This window comes from Ureibacillus massiliensis 4400831 = CIP 108448 = CCUG 49529 (assembly GCF_000772965.1).
In the GTDB taxonomy this organism is placed as follows: domain Bacteria; phylum Bacillota; class Bacilli; order Bacillales_A; family Planococcaceae; genus Ureibacillus; species Ureibacillus massiliensis.
Genome location: NZ_JPVQ01000038.1, coordinates 1 through 19,840 on the forward strand (window position 1 = coordinate 1; position 19,840 = coordinate 19,840).

Consider the following 19,840-nt stretch of genomic DNA (forward strand, 5'->3'; position numbering starts at 1 on the left):
CTACCTTGAGAAGTTGAAAAGTCATTTACACAAAAATATTGACAGTACCACTTAGTAGTCTGTTATGGGAAAGTCTTTTAAGATATTAGTAATAAACTAGTTATTATTATAATTATGTACACTGTTAATAGATTTGAGTATTAAATGTGTACAGGCTTTAATTATGTGCATGTATGAAAGTTTTAATTTTCCTAGAATTTATAAGGTGTTGGATAAAAAAATCTAATATGTACATTATATTTTATGGCGATATGATGGTGATACAATAAAAATAAACTATAATGGATCGACTGAGCTGGTACGCTTTTTACTTGTCGACACACCAGAAACCAATCATCCTAGCTTAGGACTTCAACCATATGGGGAAGAAGCGAAGGAATTTACGAAACAGTTACTAGAAAATCAAAGACTCCACTATTCCGGAAGAGATGTTTTGTTCTGTAGAAGAAGCAGAAAGTGCTGGATATAATGCAGCTCCAAGATAATTAGAACTAACTTGTAAACTATACTAAACAGCTCATGATAAATAAATCAGAGCTGTTTTTTTGTGGGAAGATCGATGGATTTGAAAAATGATAAAATACATTCTCAAAACAAGGATTATAATTTACTTAATATAGTAAAAGCTTTTTAGAAAAAAATATAAAAATTATTAATTTCCTCAAACTTTTTTCCATACTCTATCCGTCTATTTTATGAAACTACGTTAGCTAACGAGAATAAAACAAGGAGAGTTGTCATGTGTTAAAGCCTAGGTGGGATAATGTTATATCAGAATACGTTATGCAAAACAAAGAAAATTTTTATCGACTAGCCTATAGTTATGTACAAAACGCTGATGATGCGCTTGATATCGTGCAGGATTCTATTCAAAAAGCAATTTCAGCAAATACACTAAAAGATCGAAAAGCAATTAAAAGCTGGTTTTATAAAATTGTCGTTAATACATCATTGGATTTTTTACGACGAAGAAAAAAAGTCCAAGTAGTGGATGAAACAACAATTGAACAACATTCACCAGGCCAAATTGATCACTATGTAAATATCGATTTACAGCAGGCATTAAATGAATTACCACCTGATTATCGAAGTGTAATCGTCCTTCGATATCTTGAGGACTTAAAAATTGAGGAAGTAGCTGAAATTTTAGATTTGAACATTAATACGACTAAAACTCGGATTTACAAAGGTTTAAAAGTGCTGCGTGTTCAAATGGAGGATTTTAATTTTGAGGAGGCAAAATAGTATGGATCATAAAAATATGGAGAAAAACAAAATGGAAAGATTAAAAGAAGAATATAAAAATATACCTATTCCTTCGGAGCTTGATAAGGTTGTGCAAAATGCCTTAATGCAGAAAAAGCCAAAAAGAAAAAGTTTAGGATGGGTTGCCGGAGTTGCAGCAGCTGCTGTAATTTTTACAACAAGTTTAAATTTAAGCCCTGCATTTGCTCAATCTTTAAAGGATATACCTGTGGTTGGGAGCATTGTTAATGTATTAACAATTCAGGATTACAGTATTGATGAAGGTAATTATGAAGCAAATATTAAAGTACCAGCAATCGAAAATTTAGAAAATGAATCGTTAGAACAGAGCTTGAATAATAAATATCTAGAGGAAAGTCAAAAGCTTTATGAAACGTTTATGAATGAAATGGAAACACAAAAGGCATTTGGTGAAGATGGACATCTAAAAGTTGATAGTGGGTATATCATTAAAACGGAAACAGATCAACTGTTATCAATTGGTCGTTACGTTGAAGAAACAGTAGCGTCCTCTATGACAACAATTCAATACGATACAATTGATAAAAAGAATGAACTACTAGTAACATTACCAAGTTTATTTAAGGATAATAGCTATGTAGATGTGATTAGTACAAATATTAAAGAACAGATGAACAAACAAATGGAGGATGATTCCTCAATAACATATTTTATTGAATCACCAGATGATCCAGATGGTTTTAAGGAAATTTCATTGAATCAAAACTTCTACATTAATTCAAATAACGAATTAGTAATTGCGTTTAATGAATATGATGTGGCACCTGGTTACATGGGTCCAGTTGAATTTATAATACCTACTAAAGTATTGCAAGAAATTCTTGTTAGTAACGAGTACTTAAAATAAAGGAATTTAGTAGATGAGGTTAAAGTCGAATTAAATACTTCGATCGTTCAATTTTTCCTAGAGCTCGGCATTGTTTACAGTGTCCGAGCTCTAATTAATTTTTCATGGTTTGCCCCTATTATTAGGAGAACAGGGGTTTTTAGTTTTAAAGTGAATTGTGGATGGAATTTCCAGATCTTTAGTGGCATTTTTATTTAAAAGTGCCTGAATACAAGGGGATTTTAAGGGGATAGGGAACTTTCGCAATGAAAAGTGCACAAACGGAATGCGATTTTCAAGAATAGGGTAACTTTCGCAATGAAAAGTGCCCAAATGCAATGGAATTCTCAAGGAAAAGGGAACTTTCGCAATGAAAAGTGCCCAAATACAATGAAGTTTTCAGTAAAAAGGGAACTTTCGCAATGGAAAGTGCCCAAACGCAATGCGATTTTCAAGGAAAAGGGAACTTTCGCAATGGAAAGTGCCCAAAAGCAATGAGATTTTCAAGGAAAAGGGAACTTTCACAAATAAAAGTGCCCAAACGGAATGCGACTCTCAAGAAAAAGTGAACTTTTGCAATAAAAAGTGCCCAAAAGCAATGGAATTCTCAAGGAAAAGGGAACTTTCACAAATAAAAGTGCCCAAACGGAATGCGACTCTCAAGAAAAAGGGAACTTTTGCAATAAAAAGTGCCCAAATGCAATGGAATTCTCAAGGAAAAGGGAACTTTCACAAATAAAAGTGCCCAAACGGAATGCGGTATTCAAGGAAAAGGGAACTTTCACAATGAAAAGTGCCCAAACGCAATGCGATTTTCAAGGAAAAGGGAACTTTCACAAATAAAAGTGCCCAAATACAATGAAGTTTTCAGTAAAAAGATAACTTTCACAATGAAAAATGCCCAAACGCAATGCAATTATCAATAAAAAGGCAACTTTCGCAATGAAAAGTGCCCAAATGCATGGAATTTTCAAGGAAAAGGGAACTTTCGCAAATAAAAGTGCCCAAACGCCATGCGATTTTCAAGGAAAAGGGAACTTTCGCAAATAAAAGTGCCCAAATATAATGAAGTTTTCAGTAAAAAGGGAACTTTCACAAATAAAAGTGCCCAAATGCAATGAAGTTTTCAGTAAAAAGGGAACTTTCACAATGAAAAGTGCCCAAAAGCAATGTGATTTTCAAGGAAAAGGGAACTTTCGCAATAAAAAGTGCCCAAATACAATGAAGTTTTCAGTAAAAAGGGAACTTTCGCAATGAAAAGTGCCCAAATGCAATGCGATTTTCAAGGAAAAGGGAACTTTCACAATAAAAAGTGCCCAAATGTAATGGAATTTTCAAGGAAACGGGAACTTTCGCAATGAAAAGTACCCAAATACATTGAAGTTTTCAGTAAAAAGGGAACTTTCGCAATGAAAAGTGCCCAAACGCAATGGAATTCTCAAGGAAAAGGGAACTTTCACAAATAAAAGTGCCCAAATACAATGGAATTTTCAAGGAAAAGGGAACTTTCACAAATAAAAGTGCCCAAACGGAATGCGACTCTCAAGAAAAAGGGAACTTTCACAATAAAAAATGCCCAAATACAATGGAATTTTCAAGGAAAAGGGAACTTTCACAAATAAAAGTGCCCAAACGCAATGCGATTTTCAAGGAAAAGGGAACTTTCACAATAAAAAATGCCCAAACGCAATGGAATTCTCAAGAAAAAGGGAACTTTCACAAATAAAAGTGCCCAAACGCAATGCAATTATCAATAAAAAGTTCCCCACAATAAAGAAAAAATCCATCACTTACGTACTTTCACAGCTCAACTAAGATCTTTTCAGCCTCAATCACCCGGTCACCCTCCCCCATAAACAGTATCCAATAAACCAAAAAATCAATTTTAACTATAAAAACCACATTTCATTACATCTATCGATAGTAGAAAGCCCCCTGTTTTACATTCATCTTTCGAAATATTAGCAAAATTATAATTATCACCCTCCCTCCTAAAATACGTAAAAACCCAATAACACCAATGTTTTTGTAATATTCTGTCTACGTTTTTTTCTGCTTTACGTTACGAAAAAGCTAAAATAATTAAATTTTTTTTAAAAGAAAGGGTTTTCAACTTACAGAATATTATGCTATTATGTTCTCAAGTTTAATATAATAAAACTGGTTTAATATATTAAACCAAAATCATCACGACAGAGGGGGGATTCCATGTATAACTACTACATGCCAACTAGAATTATCTTTGAAAACAATAGTTCTGGTAAATTGGGAGAAATATTAGAAAAAGAAAATAAAAAAAATGTTTTAGTCGTCACAGATAAAGGGGTTTTAAACGCTGGACTATTAAATGCAATGTTCCAATCATTCGATAACAGTAATATCTCATATGGGATTTTTGATGAAGTGGAACCGAATCCAAAATCATCCACTATTAGAAAAGGGGTTCAAAAGCTTTCTGAAAGTAACTTTGACGCAATTGTAGGATTTGGAGGGGGAAGCTCCATTGATACAGCAAAAGCAATTGCAGTTATGGCAACAAATGAAGGGGAAATTTTAGACTATGAAGGTGTAGGAAACGTCATTAACGACTCGCTATTCTTGGTAGCGGTTCCAACAACAGCCGGAACAGGTAGTGAAGTTACAGCATCCACGATTATTACGGATGAAAATACTTTATTTAAAGCGGCAATTATAAGTCCTAAAGTATTTCCGAATTTAGCAATTTTAGATGCAACATTAACATTAGGGTGTCCACCAGGGATTACTTCTTCAACAGGGATTGACGCATTAACACATGCAATTGAGTCTTACATATCAAAACAAAGTAATCCTATTAGTGGAAGTATTGCCCTACATGCTATTAGCTTAATATCTAAGAATATTCATAAGGCTTACTATTATGGAACTGACTTAGAGAGTCGAGAAAAAATGTTAGAGGCTTCCATGTTAGCAGGTCTAGCATTTTCTCAAACGAGATTAGGAAATGTTCATGCAATCTCACAGGCTTTAGGTGGGGTCTTTGATATTCCACACGGGATAGCAAATGCAGCACTTTTACCATATGTTCTAAAATTTAACGCACCAGCTTGTTTAAAAGAAATGGTCGACATTGCAAATGCAATGGGTATTCAAACTGAAAATGAAAGCGATGTCATTATTGCTGAGAAGGTTGTGAATACAATTGTTGAATGGAATCACTCCTTTGATATACCAAATAATACAAAGGATTTAGGCGTTGATTTATCTGAGATTGATAAATTAATAGCTGATTCAATGAGAAGTGGAAATATATTAGTAAATCCACGTCTTACAACTTCTAAAGATGTAGAAAAATTGATCAGAGATTCTTATGATGGGGTACTTTAAAAAAATTTTTTAAGGGATGGGGAGAAATTGTATGAAAAAACTATTTAAAATTTTATTACCTTTATTAGCTACTATTCTTTTCTTAGCAGCTTGTGGTGGTGGAAGTGAATCAGGTTCAAGTACATCTGAAGGTGGTGGGGATGATCAAACTTATAAAATTCGTATCGCCCACTCATCAGCAGCAACAAATGATAGACTTGAAAATTCATTACAAGAATTTAAAAAAGCTGTTGAAGAAAGAAGTAACGGAAGAATTATTGTTGAAACATATCCAAACAGTCAACTTGGTGGTGAACGTGAAGCACTTGAAGGCGTTCAATTAGGAACAATTGAAATGGCCGTATTATCTACAGCACCATTTGCTGGATTCTTTGAAAAAATGATGGTATTAGATTTACCTTACTTATTCACTGATGAAAAAATTGCAGACGAAGTATTAGATGGTCCATTTGGTGATCAACTGTTTGACTTAATGTTAGAGGAAACTGGTCTTAGAGGGTTAGCTTGGGGAGAAAATGGAGTTCGTCATATGGCAAGTAATGTTCGTCCAATTGAATCACCAGCAGATATTCAAGGACAAAAAATTAGAACACAAGAAAACCAAGCACATATGGATATGATTACTGCTTTCGGTGGAAGTCCAACGCCAATCGCATTCCCAGAATTGTATAGCTCGTTACAACAAGGGGTTATTGATGGTTATGAAAATCCAATCTCATTAATTACTGGAATGCGTTTCTATGAAGTTACTAAATATATTTCATTAAACTCTCATGTTTATGGAGCATATGCGTTCATCGTTAATGATAGCTACTTCCAAACATTACCAGAAGACTTACAAACAATTATTCAAGAAGAAGCGAAAAACTGGAGCACAGTTGAACGTGAAATGAACAGAAAACAAACAGAAGAGGGTATCGATTTAGTAAAAGAAAACGGTGTTGAAGTAATTGAGTTAAGCGAAGAACAAATTGCAGAATTCAAAAAATTAGCACAACCTGTTGTGGATAGCTATAGAACACAAATTGGTGAAGAATTATTTGATGACTTAATGGAAGCTATTGAACAAGCTGAAGCCAACTAAAAAATAAATTTGACAAAAACAATAAAGAAGAAAGTATTTTCTTCTTTATTGTTTTATAAAAGGGGTGAACTCTTTGAAAAAGGTTATAAGGACATTAGATAATATTTTAACGAAAATCGAAGAAAATTTGACGTTTCTTCTATTATTATCAATGCTATTAGCGGTTTTTGCCAGCTTCGTGAGTCGCTATATCTTTAACGCTCCGCTTACTTGGACAGAGGAATTTGCAAGATATGTAATGATCTGGGCTACATTTATTGCTGCAAGTTATGGAGTGAAAACTGGTGCACATATTACTCTGGATGTTTTAGTTATTTACCTATCAGAGAGAGGCAATAAAATACTTAGAATTGTAAGCTATCTTTTCGCGCTTGTATATTGTGGCTTGGTTGTATTTATCGGGATTCCGTTTATTAATAGCTTAATAGAAACTCATCAACAATCACCAGCTATGCATATCCCGATGTATGTTGTTTATTCATCTATAATAGTCGGTACGATTTTCATGTTTTTACGATATATCATACTTTTATTTAATGAAATGACGAATTCAAATAAGCCGGAAGAAGCTTAATATATTAAATCTTTAGATAGGGGGGGTTAGGATGGCGACGATATTAGCTATATTCTTATTAGCCTTACTAGTTATGAATGTTCCGCTTGCAATTAGTGTTGGATTAGCGTCCACTGCCGTTTTACTAACTTCAGACATAAATCCAATAGTAGCTGTTCAAAGGATGATTACTGGTTTAGATAGCTTTTCTCTAATGGCTATCCCGCTATTTATGGTTGCAGGGAAAATCATGGAGATTGGTGGAATTTCAAAAAGACTTGTTGATTTAGCTGCTAGTATTGTTGGTTCCATTACTGGAGGATTTGCGATTATTGCCGTAATAGCAAGTATGTTCTTTGCGGCAATCTCAGGTTCAGCACCAGCAACAGTAATTTCAATTGGTGCCATTATGGTGCCAGCAATGATTAAAGAAGGATATGATAAAAAGTTTGCACTTGCTCTTATTGCAGCAAGTGGAACAATCGGGATTATCATACCGCCGAGTATACCATTTATAACCTATGGAATTTCAGCTAGCACCAGTGTAGGTGATTTATTTATTGCTGGTGTGTTACCTGGTATTTTAATGGGAATATCTATGATTATCTATAGTTATATTATCTCGAAAAAACGAGGTTATAAGGGCGGAGAGAAAACAAGCTTAAAGAAGTTCTTTTATAACTTTAAACGGTCGATTCTTGGTTTATTAATGCCACTGATCATTTTAGGTGGTATTTATGCAGGGTGGTTTACACCAACTGAATCGGGTGCGGTAGCGTGTATTTACGGACTAATTGTTTCGCTATTTATATATCGTACGATGAAGTTTTCGGAACTTAAAAAGACATTTGTTGAAGCAGGTTCATTATCAGCAATGGTACTTTTTATCATTGCCACAGCAAACTTACTTAGCTGGTTAATCACAGTTGAACAAATTCCAGTTAAAATCGCATCAGCATTAACATCTTTCACAGAAAGTCCGATTGTATTTTTATTAATCATTAATTTAATATTATTATTTGTAGGGACATTTTTGGAATTAAATGCTGCGATTATCTTACTAGTTCCAATTCTATTGCCGATGCTACAAATGTACGGAATCAATCTTACTCACTTTGGCGTATTGATGATTGTAAACTTAGCAATAGGATTATTAACACCTCCATTAGGAGTCAATTTGTTCGTAGCAAAGTCGTTATCAGACATTCAATTCAATCAACTAGTTAAGAGTGTTATACCATTTATTTTAATTATGTTACTGAATTTGGCGATACTCATCTTCTTCCCGGGAATAACGTCTGTTTTAATTTCGAAATAATCCGACAACTAGAACGTTTATTTGAAAGGGAGTTATTTTGTGAATGAAAAATATTGGAATCCAGCACTAGAGAGAGCAGATAAGGTACTCAATCTTATTGCAGAAAACCCAAGTAAATATAGATTAATAGATATTTCTAAAAAGCTTGAGATTAATAAAAGTACACTCTTCATACTCATTAATACAATGGAAAAACTGGGCTGGATTACCAAACATATAGGTGATGTATATAGCCTAGGGGGGACAATGGGTTCCCTTGGAGCGGCTTATCTAAAGCAGTTTAATTTACTTCATGCCTTTTACGAAGAGGCAGCGGAAGTCCAAATGAAAGTGAAAGAGAATTTACAGCTTGGAATATTAGACGGTGGGGACGTTATTTATCTTGGGAAAGTAAAGGATGATTCAATGGTTCAACTTGTAACAGAACCTGGAATGAAGTTCCCTGCCTATGCCACTTCAATAGGAAAAATACAATTATCTCAGTACTCCCTTGAAGAGCTAAAAAATATTTACTCTGAAGAGCCATTAATGTCAAAAACACCATATACCATTACTTCTGTTGAGAAGCTTTATGAAAATTTGCAACAAGCTAAGGTTCAAGGCTATATAGAGGAACATCAAGAATCAGCTGAAGGCATACATTGTGTAGCTGCACCTGTATATGATTTTAATAAGCGCATAATCGCTGGTGTGAGTATTGCCATGATTACAGCACACTGGGAGAAAAAAGGGGATATGGCAAGAAAAGAAGTTGTTAAGCTTGCAAACCAATTATCTCTACGTTCTGGATATTCAAAAGAGCAATAAATAGAAAATTTTTAAGAGAAGGTGATGGGGATGGAGAATACACGACAATTTATAAAGGAACTAGGATATCCTGAAAGTGATCTATACGACTTACCTTCTTCGACAAAAAGATTTCCTGATGGAGCCCAATATCGATTGGAAATTCCTAGTGTGGAAGGTCCTAAAGCATTAAAAGCCGTTGTAGAGGAAATGAAAAAGCTAAATGTACCGATTCATCGTGTGTCCCAAGGTAGTGGAATTATGATGCTAAGCGATGATGAAATTAAAGAAATGTGTCAAATTGCAAATGAAGAGCGTATGGAGTTAAGTTTATTTACTGGTCCACGTGGTACGTTTGATATTAGTGCACAGCCTCTTACGCCGAATGGTAAAAATGTTGGTGTACGACATGAAGGAATGGATCAGCTTGTATATGCAATGGAGGATTTACAAAGAGGTGCTGAATTAGGGTTAAGGGGTGCACTAATCGGTGATGAAGGTCTTCTATTATTAACGAAGGAAATGAAAGAGAAAGGCCTGCTGCCAGAAGATTTTGTGATTAAAGCTTCTGTTCAAATAATGGCTTCAAATCCGGTATCCGTAAAATTAATGGCAGAAATTGGAGCGGATACGTACAATGTACCAACAGCCTTGACGTTACCAAAGCTTGCAGCGATACGCCAAGTAATTGATATTCCAATTGATTTATACGTAGAGGTACCAGATAATCTCGGCGGTTTTGTAAGACATTACGAAATTCCAGAATTTATAAGAGTACTAGCTCCTGTTTATTTAAAATTTGGATTAAGAAACCATCCAGATGTATATCCATCAGGGTATCATCTAGAGAAGTATAATGAAGATTTATGTAGAGAAAGAGTAAGAAGAGCGGCACATGGTATGAGAATTATTCAAAAGTATTGTCCTGAGGCAATCATCTCTGAAAAGGGTGCATCAGATCTTGGCATTCCTGTTTTATAATAATTTCTATTATTCTTACTAAAAATTAGGAGGTTTTTAAATGACTGCGACTGTAAAAGAGTTAGTTTGTTTGAATTATATTAATGGAGAGTGGACTAGTTCAGAATCTGGAGAAACGATTAATAACTTTAATCCAGCAAATGGTGAACTGGTATGCAAAATTCAAGCATCCTCTGCAAATGATGTAGCTGTAGCTGTGGAAGCGGCAAATCAAGCGAAAAAGGCTTGGTTTAACTTACCTGGAACAGTGCGCGGTAAGTATTTGTTTGATATTGCAACTGAAATTGAAAAAGCAAAAAATGAAATCGCTGAAGCAATGACAATGGAAATGGGTAAAACTTATCCAGAATCTCTTGGTGAAGTTCAACGAGCAATCGATATTTTCCGTTATTATGCGGGAGAAGGTGTTCGTAAGACTGGTGATGTGATTCCTTCATCTGCATCAGGTGCACTTATGTATACAACTCGTGCGCCTCTTGGAGTAGTTGCAGTAATTACACCTTGGAACTTCCCCATCGCCATTCCAGCATGGAAGATGGCACCAGCATTAATTTTCGGAAACACAGTAGTCTTTAAGCCTGCTCAAGAAGCTCCTTTAACTGCAACAAAGCTTGTTGAATGTGTTGAAAGAGCAAACCTTCCAAAAGGTGTACTCAATTTAGTTCACGGCTCTGGACGTGTAATTGGAAATGAACTAGTAGAAAATTCACCAATTAACGGTATTACATTTACAGGATCTAATACTGTGGGTAAACAAATTGGTTCTAAGGCTTTTGCCCGTGGAATTAAATATCAATTAGAAATGGGCGGTAAAAATCCAATTGTTATTATGGATGATGCAGATATTTCTGATGCTGTAACGGCTACTCTTACTGGATCGATGAAATCTACTGGTCAAAAATGTACAGCAACAAGTCGTGTTATTGTACATGAAGCAATTTATGACCAATTCAAAGAAAAGCTTTTAGCTGAAGTAAACAAAATTAAAGTTGGAGATGGTTTCTCTCAAGATACTTGGTACGGACCATGTGCAAGTAAGGGCCAAATGGAAACGGTTCTTTCATATATTGAAAAAGGAAAAGAAGAAGGTGCTTCATTAATTTTCGGTGGAAATCGTTTAGAAAGTGAAGAGTTTAAAACAGGTTACTTTGTTGAACCTACAATTTTTGAAAATGTTACTTCTGATATGTCCATCGTTCAAGAAGAGATTTTTGGTCCAGTAATTGCTTTAATTAAAGTTTCTTCATATAAAGAAGCAATCGAAGAAGCAAACAATGTTTCATTTGGTTTAAGTGCTTCGATCTTTACGAAAAACATTGGGAATATCCTTCAATTTGTTAATGATATTGAAGCAGGATTAGTCCGAATCAATGCAGAAACAGCTGGTGTTGAATATCAAGCACCATTTGGTGGAATGAAAGATTCTAGTTCACATTCAAGAGAACAAGGGCAAGCAGCTATTGAATTCTTTACTTCTATTAAAACGGTATATATTCAACAATAAAACAAAAGTAACCATTAACCATTACTGTTTTAAATTAATTAAAAACCCCCTATAAATATATATTGCAGTCAGTTGTTGAAAGTGTGCAACAACTGGCTGTTTTTATTTTGAAAAACTCATTTAAATAAGTAAATAAAATGATCGAGTTTCCTCCATATAACTCTCCCATAAATTGATAGATAGACAGATTTCTCTTTATGGTGCTACTATAGTTTAGTAATCTATATTACTATTAATTATATTTTTGAGGGGAGAATTTTTTAATGAAAAAAATAGGCCTTTTCTTAGCAGGCGTTTTAGTTATATTGATGTTAGCAGCTTGTGGAAAAGCATCATTAGACAAATCGGAAGTATTAGCAAAATCGATAGAAGCAAGTGCAGATATTCATAGCTACTCGATTGAAATGGATATGGATATTGACATGGATGATATGAAGCAATCAGTATCAATGAAAGGCGATATCACTCATAATCCAGATATGATTCATCTAAACATGAACATGGACATGTTAGGGATGAATATGGATATTGAAACTTACTTAAATCAAGATGAAGCATATATGAGTATGATGGGCGAATGGATGGAAATGGATCCATCAGAGCTAGGCTTGGAAAGCTTTGATCAAATTAATAAAGAAGAGATGGAAAAGTTAACTAAGTTTACTGAACAATTTGAAATGACAGAGGAAGAAAATCAATATGTTTTAAAGTTGTCAGGAAACGATGAAACTTATCGAGAATTAATTGAAGATGTTATTTCTTCATCAATGGGGGAAGTTTCAGCTGATCCATATATGGAAGAGTTAATAAATTCGATTAAGATTAAAAATTTAAATTTAGAGTATCATATTGATAAAGAAACATTTATCCATACAATGCAAGTTTTCGATATTGAGCTTGAGATGGTTGATGGAGATACTACGACTCCGTTGAACATTAAAGGAGAATTAACAACTTCCAATATTAATGGAGTGGAACCGATTGTAATTCCTGATGAAGTGAAGGAAAGCGCGGTAACAGAAGATGAGATGTATCCATATTCTGATAGTATGTCTGTTGAAGAATTACAGGAATTAGTGTCTTATGAAATCGTTGAACCGTCAGCAGTGCCAGAAGGATACATCTTCACTGAAGGCTACTATGATGAAACAATGGATATGGTTACAATCAGCTATGACAAAGATTTTGATAACTGGATAATGCTGACGATGAATCCGATTGAAGTATTCAGTTTAGCAGACGTAGAAGGTGAATCAATAGAAGTACGCGGCACTGAAGGTATTATTTATGATATGGAAGGTTATTTAAGCATTAGTTGGGAAGAAAATGGATTATTGTACGAAGTAGGCGGAATGGGAACAGATCTTACTATCGAACAATTATTAGAAGTTGCTGAAAGTATCTAATATTACAACACCTAAGTTGGTTTTCTGACTTAGGTGTTTTTTATTATAAATGTTTGAATGATGGAATATAGAGTCTATGTGACAAACGGAGATTTAAGGGAATATTAGTAATCTATTTGCAACAAAAGTAAATTTGATGAGTTATAAATCAAGTCTCAAAACTTGTCAATAGGTTTTCGATGGAAATATACTTTTAACTTGGTAATTTTTATGGAAATGATAGATTCTATACATGCTATTTTAATAGATTGTTGAAGTTAACTGTTACTGTTACCAGTTTATGGTCCAAATATTACACATATCGTACTGTACTATAGGTGTTGTAGAAAAGGAGGAATACAAAATGAAAAAATGGTTAATGACATCGTTTTGTGCAACTACATTATTAGCAACATCAATTACTTCCGCAGACGCGGCTAGTTTAAATCGTGAGACAAAGGATGAAGCAAAAACTGAAAATATCCAAATCATTAAAGAGGATAGTTATCAAGAATTTGCTTTAAAAATAATGGATAAAATCATATTGCCAAATGGACAGCTTGATATAAATAATATTGAGGATTTAGTAAATAAAAAATTAAATAATTTAGACGTATATAAAGAACTCGCAAATGGTAAATTTGTAAAAGAAAATAAAGCTAACACTACTGCTAAAAAAGAAACAACAAATGACGCAAAACCTACTGAAAATAAAGAAATAAAAAAACAAACACCAACAAAAGAAGCAACATATCCAGAAGTAAATAATGATACAACAGCTCCAGAAGCAAATAAAAACAATAGGACTGTACCGTCAAATTCAAATAATCAACAAGCAGAAGCACCAGTAAAGACACCTACTGCAAATGTAAATCAATCCGTTTCTGAATTTGAAAAACAAGTAGTTAATTTAACAAATGCTGAACGTACCAAAGCGGGTCTTAAACCGCTTGAAATTTATACGCCTTTAATGAATGTTGCAGAAGCAAAATCTGCGGATATGGCGAAAAATAATTACTTCTCACATACAAGTCCAACTTACGGAAGCCCATTTGATCAAATCAAAGCTGCAGGGATTTCATATCGTGCTGCCGGTGAAAATATTGCACAAGGTCAAAAAACTCCGCAAGAAGTAGTTCAAGCGTGGATGGATTCACCTGGACATCGTCAAAACATTATGAATGCAAATTACACTCATATTGGTGTAGGTTTTGTTGAAGATGGTAACTATTGGACACAGCAGTTTATCCAACTTTAATTTATTAAGTAATAGAATATTGTAGTACTTTAAAAGATGATCTTTAAGTTAATTACTTAAGATCATCTTTTTTATAGTGGAAGTAAAAGGAGTACTTTTATTGTTATGATAATTGGTCGGATTTGCTATATAGCTGAATCATGATTATTACTTTTTTCTTCTGTTCGTTCAAAATCTGCGACTGCAAGACCAATTCTAATTAAGACCATTAGCATGACACCAATCCCTACAACTAGATAAATCATTGTAAACCATTTGCTTAAATTTGCTTGAGGTACTAAGCCTGTACTCACACTTGTAGGCATTAAACTAGTAAACGCAAAGTAAAACGAATCAAGTAATGACCAACCTTCTACACCTTTATAAAACATTGTGCCTGAAAGTAAAATGATGGCTAAAGTTAAAAGTAGTGATCGAAATAAAGGCTCCTTCATGGTTCTAAAAATAGCAGATAGTAATCTTTTTAACGTTAAGAAAAATGAGATCATATTACATCTCCTTACAAAAAATTGGTTTGATTAGTTATAGTTATGACCTTATAGCCGAATTACAAAACTTACTTTAAAAGTAACTTATTGAGTTTAATTTTGCATTCAAAATATCACCTCCTATATTTATTTAGGTATTTTTAAATCAAAATTGGTGTAGCATTTAAATAAGGTTTTGTTAATAATGAGTCCGTTAATAGACAAGTAAAAATGTTAAATAGATAATTGGTTAATAAAAAATGTATGAATTATTATTAATTTTTCTCGTGGAAGTAAAAGTTTACGGTAAAAAGTGCAAAGATTATATGAAATATTTTTTGAGGGAGTTATCATGCTAAATTTCATAAACCAGTTTGAGCAAGCTTTTTACTTTTCGCCGATTGGTATGGCAATCCTTTCATTAGATGGGAATTGGCTTAAAGTAAACCCAGCGTTATCAAGGATTACAGGTTATACTGAAGATGAACTTTTGTCACTTTCGTTTCAAGCAGTTACCTATCCGGATGATCTAGAAGAAGATTTACATCATGTTCAGGAATTGATTGACAGGAAAAAAGATTCATATGAGATGGAAAAAAGATATATCCACAAAAGTGGAAAAATTATATGGGTTTTACTTTCAGTTTCTGTTGTAAGAAAAGGAGAACAAGCTTTATGCTTTATCTCACAAATGCAAGATATTACAAAAAGAAAGCAATTGGAACTCAGTTTGATTGAAAAGTGAAGAAAAGTTTCGTAGCCTCTTAACCTATACACCAGATCCTATCTTTGTACACGATGGGGTAAAGATTATGTACGCGAATGAAGCCGCTGCAAATCTTGTAGGTACCACTGTAAGAGTATTGGAGGGAGGATTTATTAGTGAATATATTGATCCAACAAAGGTGGATATTGCCAAAAGCATTACCGAAGAAGTTATTAGTAAACATAAACCACTTTATGATTTTGATTTCAAAATTCGAAGTAAAAGTGGAGAAATAATAGATGCTGTTCTATCTGCAATTCCATTCTCTTATATGGGGAAAAAGACAGTAATGATTAGTTGTCGGGATATAACAGTGAGGAAAAAAATGGAGTTAGCGTTAAAGGAGAGCGAAGAACGTTACAGACATTTAATTGAAAATGTCCCATTAGGGATAATGATACATCAAAATAGTATTATTCAATACGCTAATTCAACAGCACTACGTTTATTGGGTGCTGAAAAGATAAAAGAAATTAATGGTTTAAACCTATTTAATATAATTCATCCTGATTATCATCAGGTAGTTTCAAAACGGATTGAACGTGTAAAAGAGGGACACTTTACTACACCATTATATGAAAGATTTATTCGGCTTGACGGTCGGGAGATAGATGTTGAAGTGAGTGGATTACCTACTAAAATGAATGGGGAATCTGCTGTCCAATTAGTATTTTGGGATGTGACAGAAAGGAAAAAAGAAGAGGATCTAATTCGATATCGTGCATATCATGATACGTTGACCGACTTACCAAATCGTCTTAAGTTTCACATAGATTTGGAAGAAGAAATTAAGAAGGACACAATGTTCACCATTCTGTATTTAGATTTACATGGACTAAAGCCAGTAAACGATTCGTACGGTCATCAAGCAGGTGATATGGTTTTAATAAAAGTAACTGCTAGGTTAACAGGAATCCTTAATTCTGAGGGGCGTGTCTACCGAATAGGTGGGGACGAATTTGCTGTATTACTTCAAGGAGTAAAGAATGAAGAAGAGATAAAAGAAATTACACACAAAATTGATGAAATATTGAAGCAACCTATTTATATATCCAATACGATTATACAAGTAACAACTAGTATTGGCGTTGTATTTAGTCCTGAGCATGGAAAAATATAGAAATGCTCATTCGTCATGCAGATATGGCAATGTATCATGCAAAGAAAACTCATACACTTTATAAAATTTATGATAGATAGTTTTTTCGTGGCAACAACTATAAGGTAAAATTTAAATCTATATTATTGCTTTCTTTGGGTAAATTAATAAAGAGGTGATAATAGTGAGTAAAGGTAAAGGACACGATAAACAAAGAATTAATGTAGAATTAGGTGGAATGGATCTTTTCGGGACAACATCTAATGCTCCAGTCGGTGGCTACAAAGCTTCGGGAGACATAGAAAATGCAGGAAGATTAGATAAAGGCTTTCAAAAAGTCGAAGAAGAGGACCTAACACCTAATGCTTCATTAAAAGAAGGCGAACAACAAGGATATTAGGCTTCAAAATTAATTAGAATCCCCTTAAATGTTGGAAAATGTTATAAAAGACAGGCAAGAGCCTGTCTTTTTTCATGTTCAATTGCTACGAATATTAAGTATCTCTTCGTAATATAAAGCTGTCATATCACTCTTTATGTTAATATTTAAATGAGAATTGATAAACGAATATTCTATTTATGGAAATTGAGGTGAAAATATGGAGAATAATTCAGAACCGTCAAAAGTTGGATATACAATTTTCAAGCCCACAGGAGTACGACACGAGTTTCCCAAAGTTGATTTAGTAAATCAACAAGTAACCTGTACTGTTTTATACAAAGAAGAAACATATATGACTGTCATTATTGATCTTAAACATGATAAAGTGCAAGTTCAAGGAGAGATTGATGAATTAGGAGATTTAAGTATGGATAAAGACTCTTATATTGATATGTTCAAACATTGGGCAAAGTTTTTTATTGATAATGACATCTCTAATCCGAGTGATTATTTTGATGAATTAATGAAAACCCAATCCTAAATAGGAGGGCTTTAGTTTTACTATCAAAAGGTAATGGCTATTTAGATATTCAACAATGGGGGCGCAATTCAGTAACAAGAGTTGCATTTTTTTATGTTTAGGAACATTTACTTGAAAAATAATTGTAACATGATTCCATATAATTCGTTTTAATTATAAGTGGGTTAAAAAAGTGATTATGGGAAATGTTTTTTTAGATTAATACATTACTGTGGTATATCATTAGTTCTTTCAAGGTTTATGGTGAAGTTTACTAAACGGAGGTTTTCCAATTGTTTGATGAAATAAAAGGTATGATTAATCATTTGGAGGAAAAAGAATTGAAATCATTATTATTACAATTCTTTTTGCGTATGCAAGCTATTGAAGAAAGAAAAGGTTATTCAGAGCAGCAATTCTTTTTAGATATAAAAGATACATATAACGAACTGTTGAAGTACCAAAAAAATCAAGCGAGTGTTAAGCAACCAACAAAATTTCATACTACTCACATTGTATTTGGTAATTCGCCTACAGGTAGCTTAAGAATCGCTTTAAAAGAGTTAGGATTAAATCAACAGGAAAAAATTATAGCCTTTTCTGATTTGTTTTCAATAGGTTCGATTTGGCATTTACATGACTCACAAGGTATTGCTAATCGATATGAATGGTTAAGAACACATATAAACATAGATGACGAGGTACTATTCGATTATAAAGACCACTTTAAACAGACTGTAATAAACATTAAACAAACACCAAGTCATCACCCGATTATTATTTGGGTTGGAGAAAATGCACATGAACAGACAGGTTTAAGATTTGTTCTATATTTATTAAAAGAAAAAACAAACAACATCTTTATCATTAATACAAATGAAGCATATAAAAAGCACTTTGATCGATCCGATACCTATTTTACGCCACTACATATGGGCGAACTTTCATCTGATGTATTAATAAAAATATATGAAAAAGAGAAAAATGGTCATGCGCTAACTCAAAAGGAACGTAAAGTATTTGAACAGCAATGGGAGCAACTATGTGAGGACAAAGAAGTTTTAAGAATTTGGGATAGTCATAAAATAATGAGTGTTCCTGAAACTTTTTTCGATGAGTTCATTATCAATACAGTGAAGAAGTTCCATCAGAAGAAAAAACAAAATGACTTTATTAAATCAGCTAGGATAATTGGAGAAGTAATCGGTCATTTAGATCAATATGTTGGCGACCAATTTATTGAATATCGCGTAAGACGTTTAATCGTCGATGGCATATTTGATATGGAAGGTATTCCGAAGGCAATGCGATATTATAGCATTAAAATTCGCTAATGTTCCAACTTTATAGGCTAAATTAGACAATTAAAAGAAATTGAAGAGGGGGTTTATTAATGATAAATAGTAGAACAAATCCTAAGGTGGATGAATTTTTAAATAAAGCTGACAAATGGAAGGAAGAGTTTGAGACGTTGAGAAGCATTGTTCTTGACTGCGGGCTGATTGAAAATTTTAAATGGATGCACCCTTGTTATACACTGGAGAAAAAAAACGTTGTATTAATACACGGATTTAAAGAATATTGTGCACTACTCTTTCACAAAGGTGCCTTGTTAAAGGATCCTCATGGAATCCTTATTCAACAAACAGAAAATGTACAAGCGGCGCGTCAGATTCGCTTTACCAATATAAAAGAGATTGTTGAAAAGGAAGCAATTATTAAAGAGTATATTAAACAAGCAATTGAAGTTGAAAAAGCAGGGCTAGAGGTAGAATTTAAAAAAAAGGAAGATTATCAAATCCCCGAAGAACTTCTTAATAAATTTAATGAAGTTCCTGAATTAAAAACTGCCTTTGAAGCACTAACATCAGGGCGACAAAATGCATATATTTATTATTTTTCTCAAGCTAAACAATCCAAAACTCGAGAGGCAAGGATTGAAAAAAATATAAAGCGTATTTTAGCTGGAAAAGGTTTAAATGATTGCATTTGTGGACATTCTAAGAAGATGCCTAACTGTGACGGCTCTCACAAAAATATTCGATAAATAAATACTTGTGTTTTGTTTTATAAAAAATATGAGGGGAAAGATGAGCCTGTCGGTACATATCAAGTCTCCTGATATCGTTCCAATTTGTGTCAATATCGCTCCATTTTATGTCTGAATCGATTCGATTTGTCTCTATATCGATATGCTCATCCATCGATTAGCATTAATTGACATACCCAAAAACTACCTTTAATATTATTCCTATAAA

At 33.5% G+C, this 19,840-nt stretch carries 19 protein-coding genes and 1 pseudogene; 19 read left to right on the forward strand and 1 reads right to left on the reverse strand.

The window, feature by feature from the left end; translation table 11 throughout:
* Positions 1-253: 253 nt before the first annotated feature.
* From CD30_RS19880 to CD30_RS15405, 13 genes and pseudogenes are all read left to right on the forward strand, one after another.
* A pseudogene (locus CD30_RS19880) lies at positions 254-409 on the forward strand (thermonuclease family protein); the annotation flags it as partial.
* 19 nt (positions 410-428) lie between these two features.
* Positions 429-485 carry a hypothetical protein gene (locus tag CD30_RS20795; RefSeq protein WP_456243251.1) on the forward strand — a complete coding sequence of 19 codons (57 nt, stop codon included), beginning with the start codon at positions 429-431 and terminating at the stop codon, positions 483-485.
* A gap of 298 nt (positions 486-783) precedes the next feature.
* Entirely contained in the window at positions 784-1,245 is a 462-nt protein-coding gene (locus CD30_RS15335; RefSeq protein WP_052126256.1) for an RNA polymerase sigma factor, read from the forward strand.
* A gap of 1 nt (position 1,246) precedes the next feature.
* Positions 1,247-2,134 (forward strand): anti-sigma-V factor RsiV, encoded by an 888-nt coding sequence (gene rsiV, locus CD30_RS15340; protein ID WP_235802074.1) that lies wholly within the window; start codon positions 1,247-1,249, stop codon positions 2,132-2,134.
* A gap of 2,187 nt (positions 2,135-4,321) precedes the next feature.
* Positions 4,322-5,479 carry an iron-containing alcohol dehydrogenase gene (locus tag CD30_RS15365; protein ID WP_052126254.1) on the forward strand — a complete coding sequence of 386 codons (1,158 nt, stop codon included), beginning with the start codon at positions 4,322-4,324 and terminating at the stop codon, positions 5,477-5,479.
* A gap of 31 nt (positions 5,480-5,510) precedes the next feature.
* The gene (locus CD30_RS15370) at positions 5,511-6,563 is read left to right on the forward strand and encodes a TRAP transporter substrate-binding protein (RefSeq protein ID WP_036178684.1); all 1,053 of its coding nucleotides are present in this window, start codon (positions 5,511-5,513) and stop codon (positions 6,561-6,563) included.
* A gap of 73 nt (positions 6,564-6,636) precedes the next feature.
* Positions 6,637-7,137, forward strand: a complete 501-nt coding sequence (locus CD30_RS15375) for a TRAP transporter small permease (protein WP_036178685.1) — start codon at positions 6,637-6,639, stop codon at positions 7,135-7,137.
* Positions 7,138-7,168: 31 nt separating this feature from the next.
* Complete coding sequence (locus CD30_RS15380) at positions 7,169-8,434, forward strand: TRAP transporter large permease (protein ID WP_036178687.1); 1,266 nt, start codon at positions 7,169-7,171, stop codon at positions 8,432-8,434.
* Positions 8,435-8,473: 39 nt separating this feature from the next.
* Positions 8,474-9,241: an IclR family transcriptional regulator gene (locus CD30_RS15385; RefSeq protein WP_036178688.1), complete on the forward strand. Its 768-nt coding sequence runs from the start codon at positions 8,474-8,476 to the stop codon at positions 9,239-9,241.
* 24 nt (positions 9,242-9,265) lie between these two features.
* Positions 9,266-10,201: a U32 family peptidase gene (locus CD30_RS15390; RefSeq protein WP_036178690.1), complete on the forward strand. Its 936-nt coding sequence runs from the start codon at positions 9,266-9,268 to the stop codon at positions 10,199-10,201.
* Between the two features lie 40 nt (positions 10,202-10,241).
* Positions 10,242-11,705: an alpha-ketoglutaric semialdehyde dehydrogenase GucD gene (gucD, locus tag CD30_RS15395; protein ID WP_036178692.1), complete on the forward strand. Its 1,464-nt coding sequence runs from the start codon at positions 10,242-10,244 to the stop codon at positions 11,703-11,705.
* Positions 11,706-11,968: 263 nt separating this feature from the next.
* Positions 11,969-13,111, forward strand: coding sequence for a DUF4367 domain-containing protein (locus tag CD30_RS15400; RefSeq protein ID WP_036178694.1), 1,143 nt, complete (start codon positions 11,969-11,971; stop codon positions 13,109-13,111).
* 343 nt (positions 13,112-13,454) lie between these two features.
* The gene (locus tag CD30_RS15405; RefSeq protein ID WP_036178697.1) at positions 13,455-14,348 is read left to right on the forward strand and encodes a CAP domain-containing protein; all 894 of its coding nucleotides are present in this window, start codon (positions 13,455-13,457) and stop codon (positions 14,346-14,348) included.
* A gap of 125 nt (positions 14,349-14,473) precedes the next feature.
* On the opposite strand, the gene CD30_RS15410 is transcribed toward CD30_RS15405, so the two are convergent.
* The gene (locus CD30_RS15410) at positions 14,474-14,836 is read right to left on the reverse strand and encodes a potassium channel family protein (RefSeq protein ID WP_036178700.1); all 363 of its coding nucleotides are present in this window, start codon (positions 14,834-14,836) and stop codon (positions 14,474-14,476) included.
* 331 nt (positions 14,837-15,167) lie between these two features.
* Here CD30_RS15410 and CD30_RS15415 point away from each other — a divergent pair, with 331 nt between their 5' ends.
* From CD30_RS15415 to CD30_RS15440, 6 genes are all read left to right on the forward strand, one after another.
* Entirely contained in the window at positions 15,168-15,560 is a 393-nt protein-coding gene (locus tag CD30_RS15415; protein ID WP_052126255.1) for a PAS domain S-box protein, read from the forward strand.
* A complete protein-coding gene (locus tag CD30_RS15420; RefSeq protein ID WP_084077973.1) occupies positions 15,550-16,701 on the forward strand; it encodes a PAS domain S-box protein in 1,152 nt (383 codons plus the stop codon). Before CD30_RS15415 ends, CD30_RS15420 begins: the two co-directional genes overlap by 11 nt.
* A 163-nt stretch (positions 16,702-16,864) precedes the next feature.
* A complete protein-coding gene (locus CD30_RS15425) occupies positions 16,865-17,080 on the forward strand; it encodes a hypothetical protein (RefSeq protein ID WP_036178705.1) in 216 nt (71 codons plus the stop codon).
* Between the two features lie 199 nt (positions 17,081-17,279).
* The gene (locus tag CD30_RS15430) at positions 17,280-17,603 is read left to right on the forward strand and encodes a hypothetical protein (protein WP_036178708.1); all 324 of its coding nucleotides are present in this window, start codon (positions 17,280-17,282) and stop codon (positions 17,601-17,603) included.
* Between the two features lie 272 nt (positions 17,604-17,875).
* Positions 17,876-18,916 (forward strand): DUF1835 domain-containing protein, encoded by a 1,041-nt coding sequence (locus tag CD30_RS15435; RefSeq protein WP_036178710.1) that lies wholly within the window; start codon positions 17,876-17,878, stop codon positions 18,914-18,916.
* Positions 18,917-18,975: 59 nt separating this feature from the next.
* Entirely contained in the window at positions 18,976-19,629 is a 654-nt protein-coding gene (locus CD30_RS15440; RefSeq protein WP_084077975.1) for a DUF1801 domain-containing protein, read from the forward strand.
* Positions 19,630-19,840 lie beyond the last annotated feature (211 nt).